This is a genomic window from Corynebacterium minutissimum (assembly GCF_016889765.1).
Lineage (GTDB): Bacteria > Actinomycetota > Actinomycetes > Mycobacteriales > Mycobacteriaceae > Corynebacterium > Corynebacterium minutissimum_B.
The window spans coordinates 1,780,147-1,793,082 of record NZ_CP069533.1 but is presented as its reverse complement, the minus strand read 5'-3'; the positions used below and the strand labels follow the sequence as shown (position 1 = coordinate 1,793,082).

14 protein-coding genes and 1 pseudogene are annotated in these 12,936 nt (G+C 60.9%); 5 read left to right on the top strand and 10 right to left on the bottom strand.

Annotated elements, in window-relative coordinates:
* Positions 1-23 precede the first annotated feature (23 nt).
* From I6J26_RS08450 to pdxS, 3 genes and pseudogenes are all read right to left on the bottom strand, one after another.
* Positions 24-488: pseudogene (locus tag I6J26_RS08450) on the bottom strand (phosphoenolpyruvate carboxylase); the annotation flags it as partial.
* A gap of 99 nt (positions 489-587) precedes the next feature.
* Entirely contained in the window at positions 588-1,169 is a 582-nt protein-coding gene (gene pdxT / locus I6J26_RS08445; protein ID WP_115021226.1) for a pyridoxal 5'-phosphate synthase glutaminase subunit PdxT, read from the bottom strand.
* Positions 1,163-2,065: a pyridoxal 5'-phosphate synthase lyase subunit PdxS gene (gene pdxS, locus I6J26_RS08440; protein WP_039673915.1), complete on the bottom strand. Its 903-nt coding sequence runs from the start codon at positions 2,063-2,065 to the stop codon at positions 1,163-1,165. Before pdxS ends, pdxT begins: the two co-directional genes overlap by 7 nt.
* 81 nt (positions 2,066-2,146) lie before the next feature.
* Between pdxS and I6J26_RS08435 the strand changes: the two genes are divergently transcribed.
* On the top strand, positions 2,147-3,448 hold the full coding sequence (locus I6J26_RS08435; RefSeq protein ID WP_115021225.1) for a PLP-dependent aminotransferase family protein: 1,302 nt from the start codon (positions 2,147-2,149) through the stop codon (positions 3,446-3,448).
* A 3-nt stretch (positions 3,449-3,451) separates the two neighbouring features.
* Here the strand turns inward: I6J26_RS08435 and I6J26_RS08430 are convergent, their stop codons facing one another.
* Genes I6J26_RS08430 through I6J26_RS08420 form a run of 3 tightly spaced genes read right to left on the bottom strand, consistent with a single transcriptional unit; the run spans position 3,452 to position 4,882 of the window.
* Positions 3,452-4,084 carry an anti-sigma factor gene (locus I6J26_RS08430; RefSeq protein WP_115021224.1) on the bottom strand — a complete coding sequence of 211 codons (633 nt, stop codon included), beginning with the start codon at positions 4,082-4,084 and terminating at the stop codon, positions 3,452-3,454.
* On the bottom strand, positions 4,081-4,689 hold the full coding sequence (locus I6J26_RS08425; protein WP_115021223.1) for a sigma-70 family RNA polymerase sigma factor: 609 nt from the start codon (positions 4,687-4,689) through the stop codon (positions 4,081-4,083). The genes I6J26_RS08430 and I6J26_RS08425 overlap by 4 nt, the downstream gene beginning before the upstream one ends.
* Before the next feature lie 7 nt (positions 4,690-4,696).
* Positions 4,697-4,882: a hypothetical protein gene (locus I6J26_RS08420; RefSeq protein WP_115021222.1), complete on the bottom strand. Its 186-nt coding sequence runs from the start codon at positions 4,880-4,882 to the stop codon at positions 4,697-4,699.
* 171 nt (positions 4,883-5,053) lie between these two features.
* Between I6J26_RS08420 and I6J26_RS08415 the strand changes: the two genes are divergently transcribed.
* Both I6J26_RS08415 and I6J26_RS08410 read left to right on the top strand, forming a co-directional pair.
* Entirely contained in the window at positions 5,054-6,637 is a 1,584-nt protein-coding gene (locus tag I6J26_RS08415) for a cytochrome c biogenesis protein CcdA (protein WP_115021221.1), read from the top strand.
* A 10-nt stretch (positions 6,638-6,647) separates the two neighbouring features.
* Positions 6,648-7,250, top strand: a complete 603-nt coding sequence (locus I6J26_RS08410) for an MBL fold metallo-hydrolase (RefSeq protein WP_115024228.1) — start codon at positions 6,648-6,650, stop codon at positions 7,248-7,250.
* Between the two features lie 6 nt (positions 7,251-7,256).
* On the opposite strand, the gene I6J26_RS08405 is transcribed toward I6J26_RS08410, so the two are convergent.
* From I6J26_RS08405 to I6J26_RS08390, 4 genes are all read right to left on the bottom strand, one after another.
* Positions 7,257-7,634 (bottom strand): hypothetical protein, encoded by a 378-nt coding sequence (locus tag I6J26_RS08405; protein ID WP_147279311.1) that lies wholly within the window; start codon positions 7,632-7,634, stop codon positions 7,257-7,259.
* A gap of 99 nt (positions 7,635-7,733) precedes the next feature.
* Complete coding sequence (locus tag I6J26_RS08400; RefSeq protein ID WP_039673899.1) at positions 7,734-8,303, bottom strand: hypothetical protein; 570 nt, start codon at positions 8,301-8,303, stop codon at positions 7,734-7,736.
* Positions 8,304-8,513: 210 nt separating this feature from the next.
* Complete coding sequence (locus I6J26_RS08395; RefSeq protein WP_115021219.1) at positions 8,514-9,191, bottom strand: response regulator transcription factor; 678 nt, start codon at positions 9,189-9,191, stop codon at positions 8,514-8,516.
* The gene (locus tag I6J26_RS08390; RefSeq protein WP_147279309.1) at positions 9,136-10,140 is read right to left on the bottom strand and encodes a hypothetical protein; all 1,005 of its coding nucleotides are present in this window, start codon (positions 10,138-10,140) and stop codon (positions 9,136-9,138) included. The genes I6J26_RS08395 and I6J26_RS08390 overlap by 56 nt, the downstream gene beginning before the upstream one ends.
* A 311-nt stretch (positions 10,141-10,451) precedes the next feature.
* Here I6J26_RS08390 and I6J26_RS08385 point away from each other — a divergent pair, with 311 nt between their 5' ends.
* Together I6J26_RS08385 and metX are read left to right on the top strand one after the other, a co-directional pair.
* Positions 10,452-11,771: an O-acetylhomoserine/O-acetylserine sulfhydrylase gene (locus I6J26_RS08385; RefSeq protein WP_115021218.1), complete on the top strand. Its 1,320-nt coding sequence runs from the start codon at positions 10,452-10,454 to the stop codon at positions 11,769-11,771.
* A complete protein-coding gene (metX, locus tag I6J26_RS08380) occupies positions 11,719-12,918 on the top strand; it encodes a homoserine O-acetyltransferase MetX (protein ID WP_239121748.1) in 1,200 nt (399 codons plus the stop codon). The genes I6J26_RS08385 and metX overlap by 53 nt, the downstream gene beginning before the upstream one ends.
* Positions 12,919-12,936: the final 18 nt, after the last annotated feature.

The following is a 12,936-nucleotide window of genomic DNA, read 5'->3' as shown; positions in this document are numbered from 1 at the left end:
TCCACGATTTGCGGGCAACCCCACGATTCCTTGAGTAGGTCTTTGATGCGCGTCTGGGTATCGAAGACGGTACGGCGGCGGGTTTCGGTGGGGTGTGCGGTGAGCACGGGAGCGACGTGGGCGCCGCGGACGGTGGCGGCGGCGTCGGCAGGCGCGACACCTTCGGCCTTGAGCTTGGCGAAGGTCTTGCGCAGCGAGACCGGCGCGTCGACGGACTCGTCTTCCAAGTCCTCTGCAAGGTTGGCAATGAGCGCGAAGTAGCTAAAGGCGCGGGCCACGAGGTTGACCTTGGTGATGTCGAGGTCGTGAAAGATGGCGACGAGGTCCTCGGGCTTGGCATCGCCGTGGGCGACGTCGAAGGCCATGCGGCGAGTGGATTCGACGAGGTCGAAGACGTCCTCGCCTTCTTGTTGGGCGATGACCCTGCCCAGCACTCGGCCAAGAAGGCGGATATCTTCGCGGACTTGTTCTGGGGCGGGTGTGCTCACAGCGGACCTTTCTGGACGTGATCTGTTCAGCGTTTAGCCTTCAATGTAGCCCAGACCACTATCGACCGATAGTTAAACCGCTAAATTAGCTGCCTCCGCCTAGAGCGACGCCAACCACGCGGCATGGAGGCGGGAGTCCCCGTTTTCCTCCGGGTGAAAGCTCAGCGCCGTAACGTTACCCTGCCGCACGCCCACCACCGCTTCGCCAACTTCCCGCGGCACGGTAGCGATAACCTCCACGCCTTCGCCCACTCGGGTAACGATGGGGGCACGGATGAAGCTCGCTTCCACCTCGAACGTCTCCATGCCTATCGCGACGGGTACGGTGCGCTCCTCCGAGAAGCGCTGGTTGCCGAAGGCGTTGCGGCGCACGGTGACGTCGATAAGCGCGAGCGTCTGCTGTCCCGGTGCGGGGTTCTCCAGTTCGCGGGCGCTGTAGATAAGGCCCGCACACGTGGCGAGCACCGGTAACTCAGTCTGGCGCAGCGGCTCAGCGACGCCACAAGAGCGTGCCAGCTTGTCAATCGCGCTCGATTCGCCGCCGGGCAAAATGATGCCGTCGAGTCCGTCGAGGTCCTGGGGCAGGCGCACCCGGCGCGTCGCCACGCCGAGCTCGTCAAGGATGCGCAGGTGCTCCTCGACGCCTCCCTGCAGCGCCAGGACGCCGACCGTTGTTACCATCCGCGTTCAGCCAGGCGGTGCGGGGCGGGGACGTCGTTGACGTTGATGCCCACCATGGCCTCGCCGAGACCGCGGGAGATTTTCGCCAGCTCGGCCGGCTGATCGTAGAGGGTGGCTGCCTTGACGATGGCCTCCGCGCGCTTGGCAGGTTCACCGGACTTGAAGATGCCGGAGCCGACGAAGACGCCTTCGGCGCCCATCTGGCGGACGAGGGCGGCGTCGGCAGGCGTGGCCACGCCACCGGCGACGAACAGCACGACCGGCAGCTTGCCGGTCTCTGCCACCTCGGCAACGAGGTCGTACGGTGCCTGTAGTTCCTTGGCCGCCACGTAGAGCTCGTCGCGGTCCAGGTTCTGAAGGCGCGCGATTTCCCCCTTGATAGTGCGCAGGTGCTTGACGGCTTCGGAAACGTCGCCAGTGCCAGCCTCGCCCTTGGAGCGAATCATGGCCGCACCTTCGGTGATGCGGCGCAGAGCCTCACCCAGGTTGGTAGCGCCACAGACGAACGGCACGTCGAAGTCCCACTTGTTGATGTGGTTGACGTAGTCGGCCGGGCTGAGTACCTCGGATTCGTCGATGAAGTCCACGCCCAGCTCTCCCAGAATCTGCGCCTCGACGAAGTGGCCGATGCGGGCCTTCGCCATCACCGGGATGTCGACGGCATTGACGATACCCTCGATGAGATCCGGATCCGACATGCGGGCCACGCCACCCTGGGCGCGGATATCGGCCGGCACGCGCTCGAGCGCCATGACGGCGGACGCACCCGCGTCCTCCGCAATTCGTGCCTGCTCCGGGGTGACAACGTCCATGATGACGCCACCCTTGAGCATGTCAGCCAGTCCACGCTTGACGCGCGTCGTGGCGCGTCCCTGTTCATTCTTCTGTTCAGTCATAGCTCACATCATGGCCTCAAAAATTGGTCCAAGACAAGAGCCATTTTCCGAGTGTTGGATTAGACCACTTATGATGGGTGCGTGTCTTTACGCCTCGACCCGTCTGATACGCGCGCCCTCCCGGTGCAGATTGCCGAAGCCCTCCGCGCCCAAGTCGCTGCTGGAATTCTGCTGCCCGGCGAGCAGGTCCCCTCCACCCGCACATTGGCGGGCGAGCTCGGGATTTCCCGAGGCAGCGTGGTCACCGCCTACGAACAGCTCACCGCCGAGGGCTACCTCACCGCGGAGGTCGGGTCAGGCACCGTCATCAACCCGCGCCTGCCCCACGCTCGCGCCCCACAACCCGCACCGTCACCGCGTCCGGAACCTCCCCCGACACGGGTGGAGCTAACCCCAGGGCTTCCCGATACCGACGGCATCCTCACCCCCGAATGGAGGGCGGCGTGGCGCAAGGCCGCGGTGGACCCCTCCGGCGATCTACCCCGCGAGGTGGCCGCGCACCTGCGCCATATGCGCGGGCTCACCGTCGACCCAGCCTTCGTTGTCATCACCGCCGGCGCCCGCGACGGGTTGTCGGTGCTGCTGCGTGCCTTGGGCGGCCAGCTTCGCGTGGGCGTGGAATCGCCGGGCTATCCCAGTTTGCGCCGCGTTCCCCAGGCTTTGGGCCACGTGCTTATCGACGTCCCCACCGACGCGCACGGCGTCACCGTCCCCACCGTGGACCTCGACGTTCTCATCGTTACGCCGTCCCACCAGCACCCTTACGGCGGATCCCTGCCGGCAGCTCGGCGCGCGGAGCTCGTCGAGTGGGCGCGGGACAATAATGTGCTCATCATCGAGGATGACTTCGATTCCGAGCTGCGCTACGTCGGCCAGCCGCTTCCTGCGCTGGCGGCGCTCGCCCCGGAGCACACGGTGTTGCTGGGTACTTTTTCCTCGGTGATTTCGCCGTCGATTGCGTGTGGCTACCTCGTGGTGCCGCCGAGCTTACGCTCGGCGGTGGATCAGGTGCGGGAGGTCTTTGGTCAACCAGTCGGAGCTATCCCCCAGGCCGCCTTGGCGAACTATCTAGCCAGCGGCGCACTGCGGCGTCATACGGGCAGGATGCGCCGCGCCTACAAGCGCCGCCGCGACCTCGTCCGCGCCGCGCTGGAGGATACCCCCGCCACCCTCCTGCCCATCCATGGTGGGCTCCATGCGGTGTTGTTGTGTGAGGAGGGCGTCGTCAAGCGCGCGGCCGACTTGGGTCTCACGCTCACCCCACTCAGCGACTACTGGGGCGGCGTGGCCGCCGAGGAGGGCGTGGTTTTGGGTTTCGGGCATTTGAGCGACGTCGAACTCGCCGCCGCCCTCGAGCTGGTGAAGCAGGCGCTTACGGACTGAGTCCTAGCCAGCGCTGGCCAAGGTAACGGTGGCGAGGGTACGACCGGTGGGTTGCTCGCTGCCACCCGCAGGTTCCTCGGTGACCATGACCTTGACCGCCGCCCCTTCAAAGGGCATCCACACCCCATCGTGTGGGTCCTGGCCGATAACCCCTGCTGAGGCCATCTCACCGTCAGCACTGACGGCCCACACCTGGGCGCCCATGCCGTCAGCGAGATGCGGCTGGCCATCCACCATCGCGCCGGATTTCGCCATCGACGCCGAAGAAACAATATCCAGTTGCGCGCCCGAAGCATCAGCATTGCCCTGCATGAGATCCTCTGCACCCATGATGTCGTGCATCGATTTCTCGCCGGGCGATTCGGCTTCTACTCGCGCGCTATCCGTTGTATCGGGCTGGTCCAACTGCAGAAGCTGCGGCGCGGCCACCACGCCCACCACGAGCACTGCCGCGGCCGCTGGCACCGCCACGAAAGCCCGCCAGCGGCGACGTGGAAGCTCCACAACCTCGGCATCACTAGCGGCGTCGATTTTCGCAAAGACGGCATCTTTCATCCGCGCCGGCGGTTCGACCTCGGGGAGGGAATCGAGGAAGTCATCGAAAGTCTCATCAGAAAACTCATGTGTATTGCTCATCTTCCCTCCTTTCCGAGGACCGCTTTTAACTTCTTAACACCATCGCGCACGCGCGTTTTCGCCGTACCCAGCGGTACTCCCGTTGATTCTGCCAGTTCAGCGTGCGTCAGGCCATCGAAAAACGCGAGGGCCACCGCGGTGGAATGCGGTTCCCCGATCTTGTCGATGGCCTGGCGCAGCTGCTGCGCTTCGACGTTTCCGAGGGCTTTATCTTCAAGCGTCTCAGCGAAGGTGGCCTGGGCCAGCATCGCATCGCGATCATCGCGTTGCACGGCAGCAACGTGGCTGCGCAGCTTATCGACGGCCCTCCCATGCGCCAACCTACCCACCCACGAGCGGGCATTTCCCCGCTGCGGGTCGAATTTCGCCGCGGAAGTCCACACCTCCACGAAGACGTCCTGGGCCACCTCTTCTGCCAAGGCAGGATTGCGCAGAACGCTCAGGCACACGCTGTAGACGGTGGGCGCGAGGGCGTCGTAGAGCGTGCTGAAGGCATGCTTGTCTGCCGCAGCGGTCTGAACGAGCAGGTGGTTCAGCCGCGCGTGTTCATCAGGTGACAACGCAGGCACAGATGTAGAGCTTACCTCCAGCAGCGGGGCAGGCATGGCAGTTTTACTTGCTCATTTCTTCGCTCATCTTGTCCTCGGTCATCATGGAATCCGACATCATGGCGTCAGAGCTGGGAGCCAACATCTCAGAGCTGGGCATCATATCCATATCTTCCTTCTTGTCGTTGCAGGCAACCAGCCCACTGGCGGCAACGGCAAGCGCAGCGGCGGTCGTCACAAGTTTCTTCATTATTTCGGTGCTCCTTTTCAAGCTTTCGGGTCCGGCCTTTCCGGGCCCTGTATCTCACTATTCGGAGCCACCCGCTGAAACGGATTGGAGGATTTTCACACCAATCCGTGTAGCGCTTGTGCTCCGAACTGATTGCATACCCATACCGCACTACAAGCGAAGGAGCACAGGATGTTATCAACGCTATTCATCGGGTTTACCGGTGGTCTCATCACCGGTATCTCGCCCTGTATCTTGCCCGTCTTACCTCTCGTCCTCGCAGTCAGCGGCGGCTCACGGTGGCGGCCATGGCAGGTCGTCGGCGGGCTGGTGACGAGCTTTAGCCTCGTCACGCTCTTTGCCACAACGTTGCTCAATGCCCTGGGCCTGCCCGGCGACATCCTGTGGAAGGTGGGAATCGCGCTGCTCGTTCTCGTGGGCCTGGGAATGGTGTTTCCCCGCGTGCAGGACATCCTCGAGTGGCCCTTCCAGAAGCTCCCGAAAGCCGGCAGCCTGCAAGCCAAAGCCCGCGACAAGGGAGGCTTCATCGTCGGCCTAGCTATGGGCGTGGTCTTCGTTCCCTGCGCAGGTCCCGTACTCGCCGCAATTTCCGTAGCGGGTGCCACCGGGACTGTCGACGCCCACATCCTCACCCTCTGCCTCTCCTTCGCCCTCGGCGTGGCGATCCCGCTGCTAGCTTTCGCCTTAGGCGGCAACGAAGTGGGCAAACGCGTCGATGCTTTCCGCTCCCACCAGCGCGGGGTGCGCATCACTGCGGGAATTGTGGTGATCGCTATGGCCGGCGCTATCTCCCTGGGCGCACCCGCCTGGCTGCAACAAAAACTCCCCAGCATCAACGTCGGTGCCGCCCCCGTTGAGCAGGCCGCCCTCACTGCGGAAGGAACCCCAGTGCCCGCGTTCGCGGGGTTGACCGGCTGGTTCAACACGGATGCCCCCATCGATCCGCGCACCTCCGGCAAGGTCACGCTCATCGATTTTTGGGCCTACGCGTGCATCAACTGCCAGCGCAACAACACTCACCTGACCAAGCTTTATGCGCACTACAAGAACTACGGCTTCGACATCATCGGCATCCACGCACCGGAGTATGCCTTCGAGCACGAGGCCGACAACGTGCGCCGAGCGGCCCGCGAGCAGGGCATTGAGTATCCGGTGGCCCAGGACAACGACTTCGCCACCTGGAAGAACTTTGAGAATCGGTACTGGCCGGCGCATTATGTCGTCGATAAGCACGGCATGCTACGCCACTCCCACCATGGCGAGGGTGATTACGCCGAGACCGAGCGCCTCATTCGTGAGCTTCTTATCGAGCGCGACCCCTCCGTGGCTCTACCCGAACCGATTGAGGCCGCCGATGCTCACAACAGCGCGCCGCGTTCACCGGAGACGTACCTCGGCACCGCACGCGCGCAATTCTTCGCCCATGCCGACTACCGCAATGGCACGCACCAGTTCACTCTGGGGAATCCCCTGCTGGAACAGTATTCACTGGGCGGCACGTGGACGCTTGCTGACCAGCCCATTAGTGCCGGCCCCAACGCCCGCCTGCGCCTCAACTACCATGCCCGATGGGTACAGCTGGTCACTTCTGGGCGCGGAACCATCCGCCTGCATCGCGCCGATGGTTCGGTTCGCACCTTCGACATCACCGAGGACGGCACGGTGGATCTCATCCGGGATCCCGAGAACCACACCGAAACCATCGAGCTGGAGGTTAGCGAAGGGCTCTCACTGTATTCCTTTACTTTTGGCTAGCGTGGGGCTCATGGAGATTTCGCTGCATGGACAATCCACAGTGGCCGTCGAGGCGCCCCAGGGACGCATCGTCATCGACCCCGGCCCCTTCTCCGACCTGTGCTGTCTTGAGGACGCCAAAGCGGTGCTGCTCACGCACGCGCATGGAGACCACCTCGACGTCGACGTCGTGCGGGCTAGCGACCTGCCGGTGTGGGGAACGCAGGAGGCTATCGACGCCCTCGGCTCCGGCACCGTCGTACATGCGGGTGAGACGTTTACGGTTCTGGGCCTTGAGATTCAGGCTCTGGGCGGCCTCCACGAGGAAATCCACCCGAACATCCCACGTCCGGAGAACCTAGGTTATTTCTTCGGCGGTGTGCTCCACCCGGGTGATCAGTGGTGTGTCCCTGAGGGACGCACAGTTGAGGTTCTGCTGCTCCCCATCGCTGGGCCCTGGGTGCGCGGGGCGGACGCTGCGGACTACGCCATGCGCATCGGTGCGCGGCTGACGATGCCGATACATGATGCGGTGCTGTCGGACGTCGGCAAGCGCGTAACCGATGGGATGCTCCAACGCGCCGGCGTGACCGGCTATCAGCGCCCCGCGCTCGGCGAAGCTGTTCTAGTGTAACTAAGGTTAGGCTTTCCGGCGGCTGGCTAGTCCGCCGAGAAGCGTGCCGACCAGAGTTCCCGGAAGGTAAATCCCAAACCAATAAAGAACAAAGGCCACCGCATCCAATCCGGTTCCATCGCCCTTGTCAGCCAGCGAATAAATGACGAGCCCTGCTACAACCACTGCCGAAGCAGCGCTGGTCTCCACCATCGAATTTGCTATAGAAGGACGACGCAGCGCCCCCACCCAAGCGGCAATCACCACAAGGAAAAGCGGCACTAGGTATTCCCACCAGGAATCACTCACGGCTTCGGGAGCACATACAATCCACAGGGCAATACCGAGCCCGGCTAAGGCTCCAATCCAGGGGATTCGGAGCGCAAAGTTCTGTGAATTAGCCACAACGAACCATGTCAGCCCGATTACAGCGCATAGTGGCAAAACTCCAAAAAGCAGGCCTAGCATTGTCACACTCCTCTTTACTTCATCGCTCTTAACTTTTTAGCAGCCCGGCCGACAGACTCGGGCTCCCTTAATTGCCAGAATTGCAGCTTCAATATATACGCGATCAGCGCCGCGGTAGCTTCCCTTGACCTTGTTCATCCCGTCAATGAATTGGTTATCACACGCGATCTCTGCTGCCCTCTGATTTCCTGCATTAGCTAGGCATAAATCGTGACGCTTACACACTCCATCCGCACTATTTAGTACGTTCCCTCCAGTCCGGTACTTTCCACACCAGTTCCACCTATCGGCTAGAGAAGCACGGTCTCTGGGCCCGCTACCGTAATCATGCGAGACGATATCGTTGTAATAGATTGCTACTTGAATTGCCTCGCTAGATAGCCCATCTTCTTTTGCTCTCTCCACATCGATCAGGGGCATCTCTGCGCCAATCGAATACTTGTAAGGCTCAAGCTCAGCTTCAAAATTGGACTCGTACCCATTGCCATTGACCTGCAGCAGCTGCTCAACGGAAACTTCGTGAGGTCGCTCCTGCGCAACTGCGACTGACTGCTGCATGGCGATCACCCCACTAAACACGACAGCGCCCAAGGCAAGCTTCTTCATTTCAGGATTCCCTTCTTTCGATAACTGACAGGCACAGTATCTGTGGCGCCATTAACTCCCTGCAAGAGTTTTCGTCCTTTCACCGACGAAAGTAGGCAATTCGGCCGAGGGGCTTGATGACCTCCGCCGGAGGAAGAAAAATAGGAAAAGGCCCTAAATCAGAACAAGGGTCCCACCCACTGCCGCTTCGGGACCAAGAATCCCAAACTCTCAGCGCAAAAGTCCAAGAGGGACACCCTGGAGCCGGGCAATAAGTTTGGTTCTCGAGGTCACACCAAAGTGATCGAACAGCACGCGTACCTTTTGTTTAATCGTTGATTCCGCGTAGTGGAGCTGATGAGCAATTTCGGAGTTTGAGTGCCCCTCTACCAGCAGGCGTAGAACCCTCTGATCTTCGGTTTTTAATCGTCGAACCATTTTTTGAGTATGTTGCACTCTCGGTGAGCCAAAACTGTTCGCAAGAATCCGCTGTGCCACATCGGCCTCGATGGTCTTTTTACCCACAGCCGCATTAACAACGCTAGAAACGAAAGCTTCGGGGCCAGCCGTCTTGGGAACATATCCCATTGCCCCAAGTGAATAGCTTTCAAGCAGCGCTTCATCGGTGTCAAAGGAGGTCATTACGACGAACGGAGGCGCCTTCTCGCCCCTGTCTTGAGAGCACATCAATTCAAAGCCATCAGCCCCTGGAAGGCGAAAATCTGTAAGCACAACGTCGTAGGTTGACTCCCTCAGCTTTTCGGCGGCAGTCTCAGCATCATGGACTGTCTCTACATGTGAAATATCGGGGTGGTTCCAAAAAATCGACTGGAGAAGCGCAGCGTACTTCTTTTCATCTTCCACGATAAGCAGTGATATTCCCATACCCGATTTCACCGCTTTCTTCATGTTCAAGCCGGATCTCACTGACCCATTGATGTGCTTCCCTCTTCACTACCATTGTTCCGCCGTGCGCGCGTACAACCTTTTCGAGATTGTCTAAGCCAATTCCCATCCCACTGACACCCGCAGGGTGCCCCAATGATGAAAGCTCGTTAGAGACAGTTAAAGCATGGGTCGACCGATTCGATTCAAGCCTGAGTGAAACTACGGCTCCCTTTTCGGAATTCCTTATCACGTTAGAGCACAGCTCATCCATTGCTCTGAGAAGAACTGCTTTGTGCACTTCAGAAATTCCCGCGCTACTCTCCACCGACACTGACGGGGACAATCCACATGCTTGCATCTTGTCAGCCCATTCCATCGCCGCGCCTCGAACAGTGCGTCTACGGCCTTTCCCCGCTTGGCTTGCGACATGTGATAATGCCTCAGCAGCCCGTTGAACTTCCTGCATAACAAGATTTAACTGCCCCGAATCACCATGCTGAGCTGCCGCCAATTGCGCACCCAACGTGGCAATGCTTAATGGATTACCCACATTGTCATGCAAGTACTCCCGCAGTGATTCCTCTTGTTCACGCCGGACATCGGTGCTTCGTTTCACCGTTGCCTGCAAGCCAAATCCTAGTACCCATAAGAGCCCAGCAATTCCCATCACTGTTGTTGACGCCGCAAAAAGGGACGTAGAAAATGGTTCTCCTGGTTCTGCCCAGGAAGGAAAAAGAACAAACACCAGCGGAACATATCCAACGAGAAATATTCCTACAAGCCCCGTTCGCACAAAACCGAGAACAGCTAAGCAACAAATGAACAATGCACTGACCGCGTTCAACGCGTATCCATTGAGCCCTTGAGCGTTAAGGATAAGAAACAGAGCAAAAACAATCGCTATGGAAACTCGTGGACAAATACTAGAGATAGTCATCCCCAAGGCCAGTAGCAGCCAAAGAAGACTCATGGCACTCCACTCGGCAAGCGCCGCCCCGCAGGACACTATGACTGCCAAGCCGACCACGAACCTATGTATCAGCAACACTCCGCGATCAACAGTAGACACCATAAAGACGCTCCTCCGGTTTTCTAAATTTTATCGCCTACATGCTTGTCCGACCACGAAACTGGAAAAGATCTATCAACTCCGTTGGGGAGCTTCGAACACGATGAGACGATCATCAATCAACCGCTCGGTCTATTTTTATTCCGCCGCTCGCCTGCATTTTCCGGTAGGTCACTTACAGTTCTGAACCGCTTGGTCTACCGTTGCCAAGCATGAGCACCAAATACGACAATTCCGCAGTAAACGAGTGGTCTTTTGCCACCCGCTCCCTCCATGCCGGCCAGAACCTGGACGGCTCCACCAACGCACGTAACGTGCCGATTTACCAGACCACGTCCTATGTCTTTAACGACGCCGAGCACGCGGCCAACCGCTTTAACCTCTCGGACGCAGGCCCGATTTACACCCGCCTGACCAACCCCACGCAGGACGCGTTGGAAGAGCGCCTCGCGTCCCTCGAGGGCGGCGTCGCCGCCGTGGCTTTTGCTTCCGGCCAGGCAGCTGAAACCGCGGCCCTCTTAAATCTCGCCTCCGCCGGCGACCACATCGTCACCTCCCCGCGCCTCTACGGCGGAACCTCTACCCTATTCACCGTCACCCTCAAGCGCCTCGGCATCGACGTCACCCTTGTGGAGAACCCGGATGACCCGGCCTCGTGGCAAGAAGCCGTCCAGCCGAACACCAAGGCCTTCTACGGCGAGACCTTCGGCAACCCGGTCGCCGATGTCCTCGACATCCCCGCCATCGCGGAGGTGGCACACAAGAACCAGGTCCCGCTCATCGTGGACAACACCATCGCTACCGGCGCGCTGGCCCGCCCGCTGGAGCTGGGCGCGGACATCGTCGTAGTTTCCACCACGAAGTTCTACACCGGCAACGGTTCGGCCATCGGCGGTGCCATCATCGACGGTGGCTCCTTCGACTGGACCGTCGAGCGCGACGGCGACCCCGTCTTCCCTTACTTCGTCACCCCGGACGAGGCTTACCACGGCCTCAAGTACGCTGACCTCGGCGCGCCGGCCTTCGCCATTAAGGCGCGCGCGGGCCTGCTGCGCGATACGGGTGCCGCCATTTCGCCCTTCAATGCGTGGCTGACGCTGAATGGCATTGAGACGTTGCAGTTGCGCGTCGATAAGCACAATGCCAACGCCCAGGCCGTGGCTGAGTACCTAGAGTCCCACGCCAAGGTCACGAAGGTCAACTACGCCGGCCTGGACTCCTCACCGTATAAGGAGGTCAAGGAGAAGCTGGGGTACGCCTACACCGGCTCCGTGCTCTCCTTCGACATTGACGGCGGCCGTGAGGAGGCATGGGCGTTTATCGACGCCCTAAAGCTGCACTCGAACCTGGCCAACATCGGCGATACCCGCTCGCTCGTCGTGCATCCGGCGACCACTACGCACTCCCAGTCCAACGAAGCGGCGCTCAAGGCCGCGGGTATTACGCAGGCCACGGTACGTCTGTCGGTGGGCATCGAGGATGTCAACGACATCATCGCCGATCTCGAGCGCGGGTTCGCGGCCATTGGCTAACCCGATTCCGGAACTCGCGCCCGAAGGCGAGCTCGCCCACGTCCCCATCGGTGACTTCACCACGGAAGCCGGCGCCGTGCTTGCCGACGCCTCCCTGGCCTACCAACGCTGGGGTACCTTCGCCGGCGACCCCGACGGGACCAACAACGTCATCCTCGTCGAGCATGCCCTCACCGGAGACTCCAACGTGGCGGACTGGTGGTCCGACTTGGTGGGGCCTGGCAAGGCTTTGGACACCACGCGCTGGTGCGTTATCGCGACCAATGCGCTGGGCGGATGCAATGGCTCCACCGGGCCGAGCAGCCTGCACCCGGATGGCAAGCCATGGGGAGGGCGGTTCCCGGCACTGTCCATTCGGGACTTGGTGGAGGCCGAGCACGACTGCCTGACGCACCTGGGCATTTCGCGCGTGCACGCGGTCATCGGCGGCTCGATGGGCGGCGCGCGCACGCTGGAGTGGAGCCTCATGCACCCGGAAAGCGTGTCCGCGGTGTGCGTGATTGCGGTCTCGGCAAGGGCCTCCGGCTGGCAGATTGGCATCCAGTCCGCGCAAATCTCCGCCATCGAGCGCGATCCCTTCTGGCACGGCGGAAACTACTACCTCACGGACAAAACCCCGCGCGATGGCCTCGCCGCTGCGCGCCGCATCGCGCACCTGACGTATCGCGGCGAGCAGGAAATCGATGAGCGCTTTGGTGCCTCCGCGCAGCAGGGCGAAAACCCCTTAGGCCCGCACCGCCAGCTCACTCAGCGTTTTGCGGTGAACTCCTACCTGGACTACCAGGGGAAGAAACTCACAGAACGCTTTGATGCCGGCTCCTATGTCACGCTGACGGAGGCGCTCAACCGCCATGACGTCGGCCGCGGGCGCGGCGGGCTCATCAAGGCCTTGGCCGCCTCCCAGGTGCCGACCATGGTCGTGGGCGTGGACACCGACATTCTCTACCCCTATCACCAGCAGGAACACATCTCCCGCAACGTCAACCAGCTGCTGGCCATGGCCAAGATTGTCTCCCCCGTCGGCCACGATGCCTTCCTCACCGAAACTCGCCAGATGAACCGCATCCTGCGCAACTTCTTGTTGCTGTCAGCCCCGAATGGCCTTGATGTGGGACCGGCCTACGTGGGCGACGAGTATTTCATCTGATAGAGCCGTTTGGCTCTT

What these genes read in the sequence shown, in the direction of transcription:
- I6J26_RS08395 (WP_115021219.1), bottom strand. Translation starts at nt 9,191, where the DNA reads ATGAAGAAAGCGGTGAAATCGGGTATGGGAATATCACTGCTTATCGTG.
- I6J26_RS08385 (WP_115021218.1), top strand. Translation starts at nt 10,452, where the DNA reads ATGAGCACCAAATACGACAATTCCGCAGTAAACGAGTGGTCTTTTGCC.
- I6J26_RS08410 (WP_115024228.1), top strand. Translation starts at nt 6,648, where the DNA reads ATGGAGATTTCGCTGCATGGACAATCCACAGTGGCCGTCGAGGCGCCC.
- I6J26_RS08420 (WP_115021222.1), bottom strand. Translation starts at nt 4,882, where the DNA reads ATGAAGAAACTTGTGACGACCGCCGCTGCGCTTGCCGTTGCCGCCAGT.
- pdxT (WP_115021226.1), bottom strand. Translation starts at nt 1,169, where the DNA reads ATGGTAACAACGGTCGGCGTCCTGGCGCTGCAGGGAGGCGTCGAGGAG.
- I6J26_RS08425 (WP_115021223.1), bottom strand. Translation starts at nt 4,689, where the DNA reads ATGCCTGCCCCGCTGCTGGAGGTAAGCTCTACATCTGTGCCTGCGTTG.
- metX (WP_239121748.1), top strand. Translation starts at nt 11,719, where the DNA reads ATGTCAACGACATCATCGCCGATCTCGAGCGCGGGTTCGCGGCCATTG.
- I6J26_RS08390 (WP_147279309.1), bottom strand. Translation starts at nt 10,140, where the DNA reads ATGAGTCTTCTTTGGCTGCTACTGGCCTTGGGGATGACTATCTCTAGT.
- I6J26_RS08400 (WP_039673899.1), bottom strand. Translation starts at nt 8,303, where the DNA reads ATGAAGAAGCTTGCCTTGGGCGCTGTCGTGTTTAGTGGGGTGATCGCC.
- I6J26_RS08415 (WP_115021221.1), top strand. Translation starts at nt 5,054, where the DNA reads ATGTTATCAACGCTATTCATCGGGTTTACCGGTGGTCTCATCACCGGT.
- pdxS (WP_039673915.1), bottom strand. Translation starts at nt 2,065, where the DNA reads ATGACTGAACAGAAGAATGAACAGGGACGCGCCACGACGCGCGTCAAG.
- I6J26_RS08430 (WP_115021224.1), bottom strand. Translation starts at nt 4,084, where the DNA reads ATGAGCAATACACATGAGTTTTCTGATGAGACTTTCGATGACTTCCTC.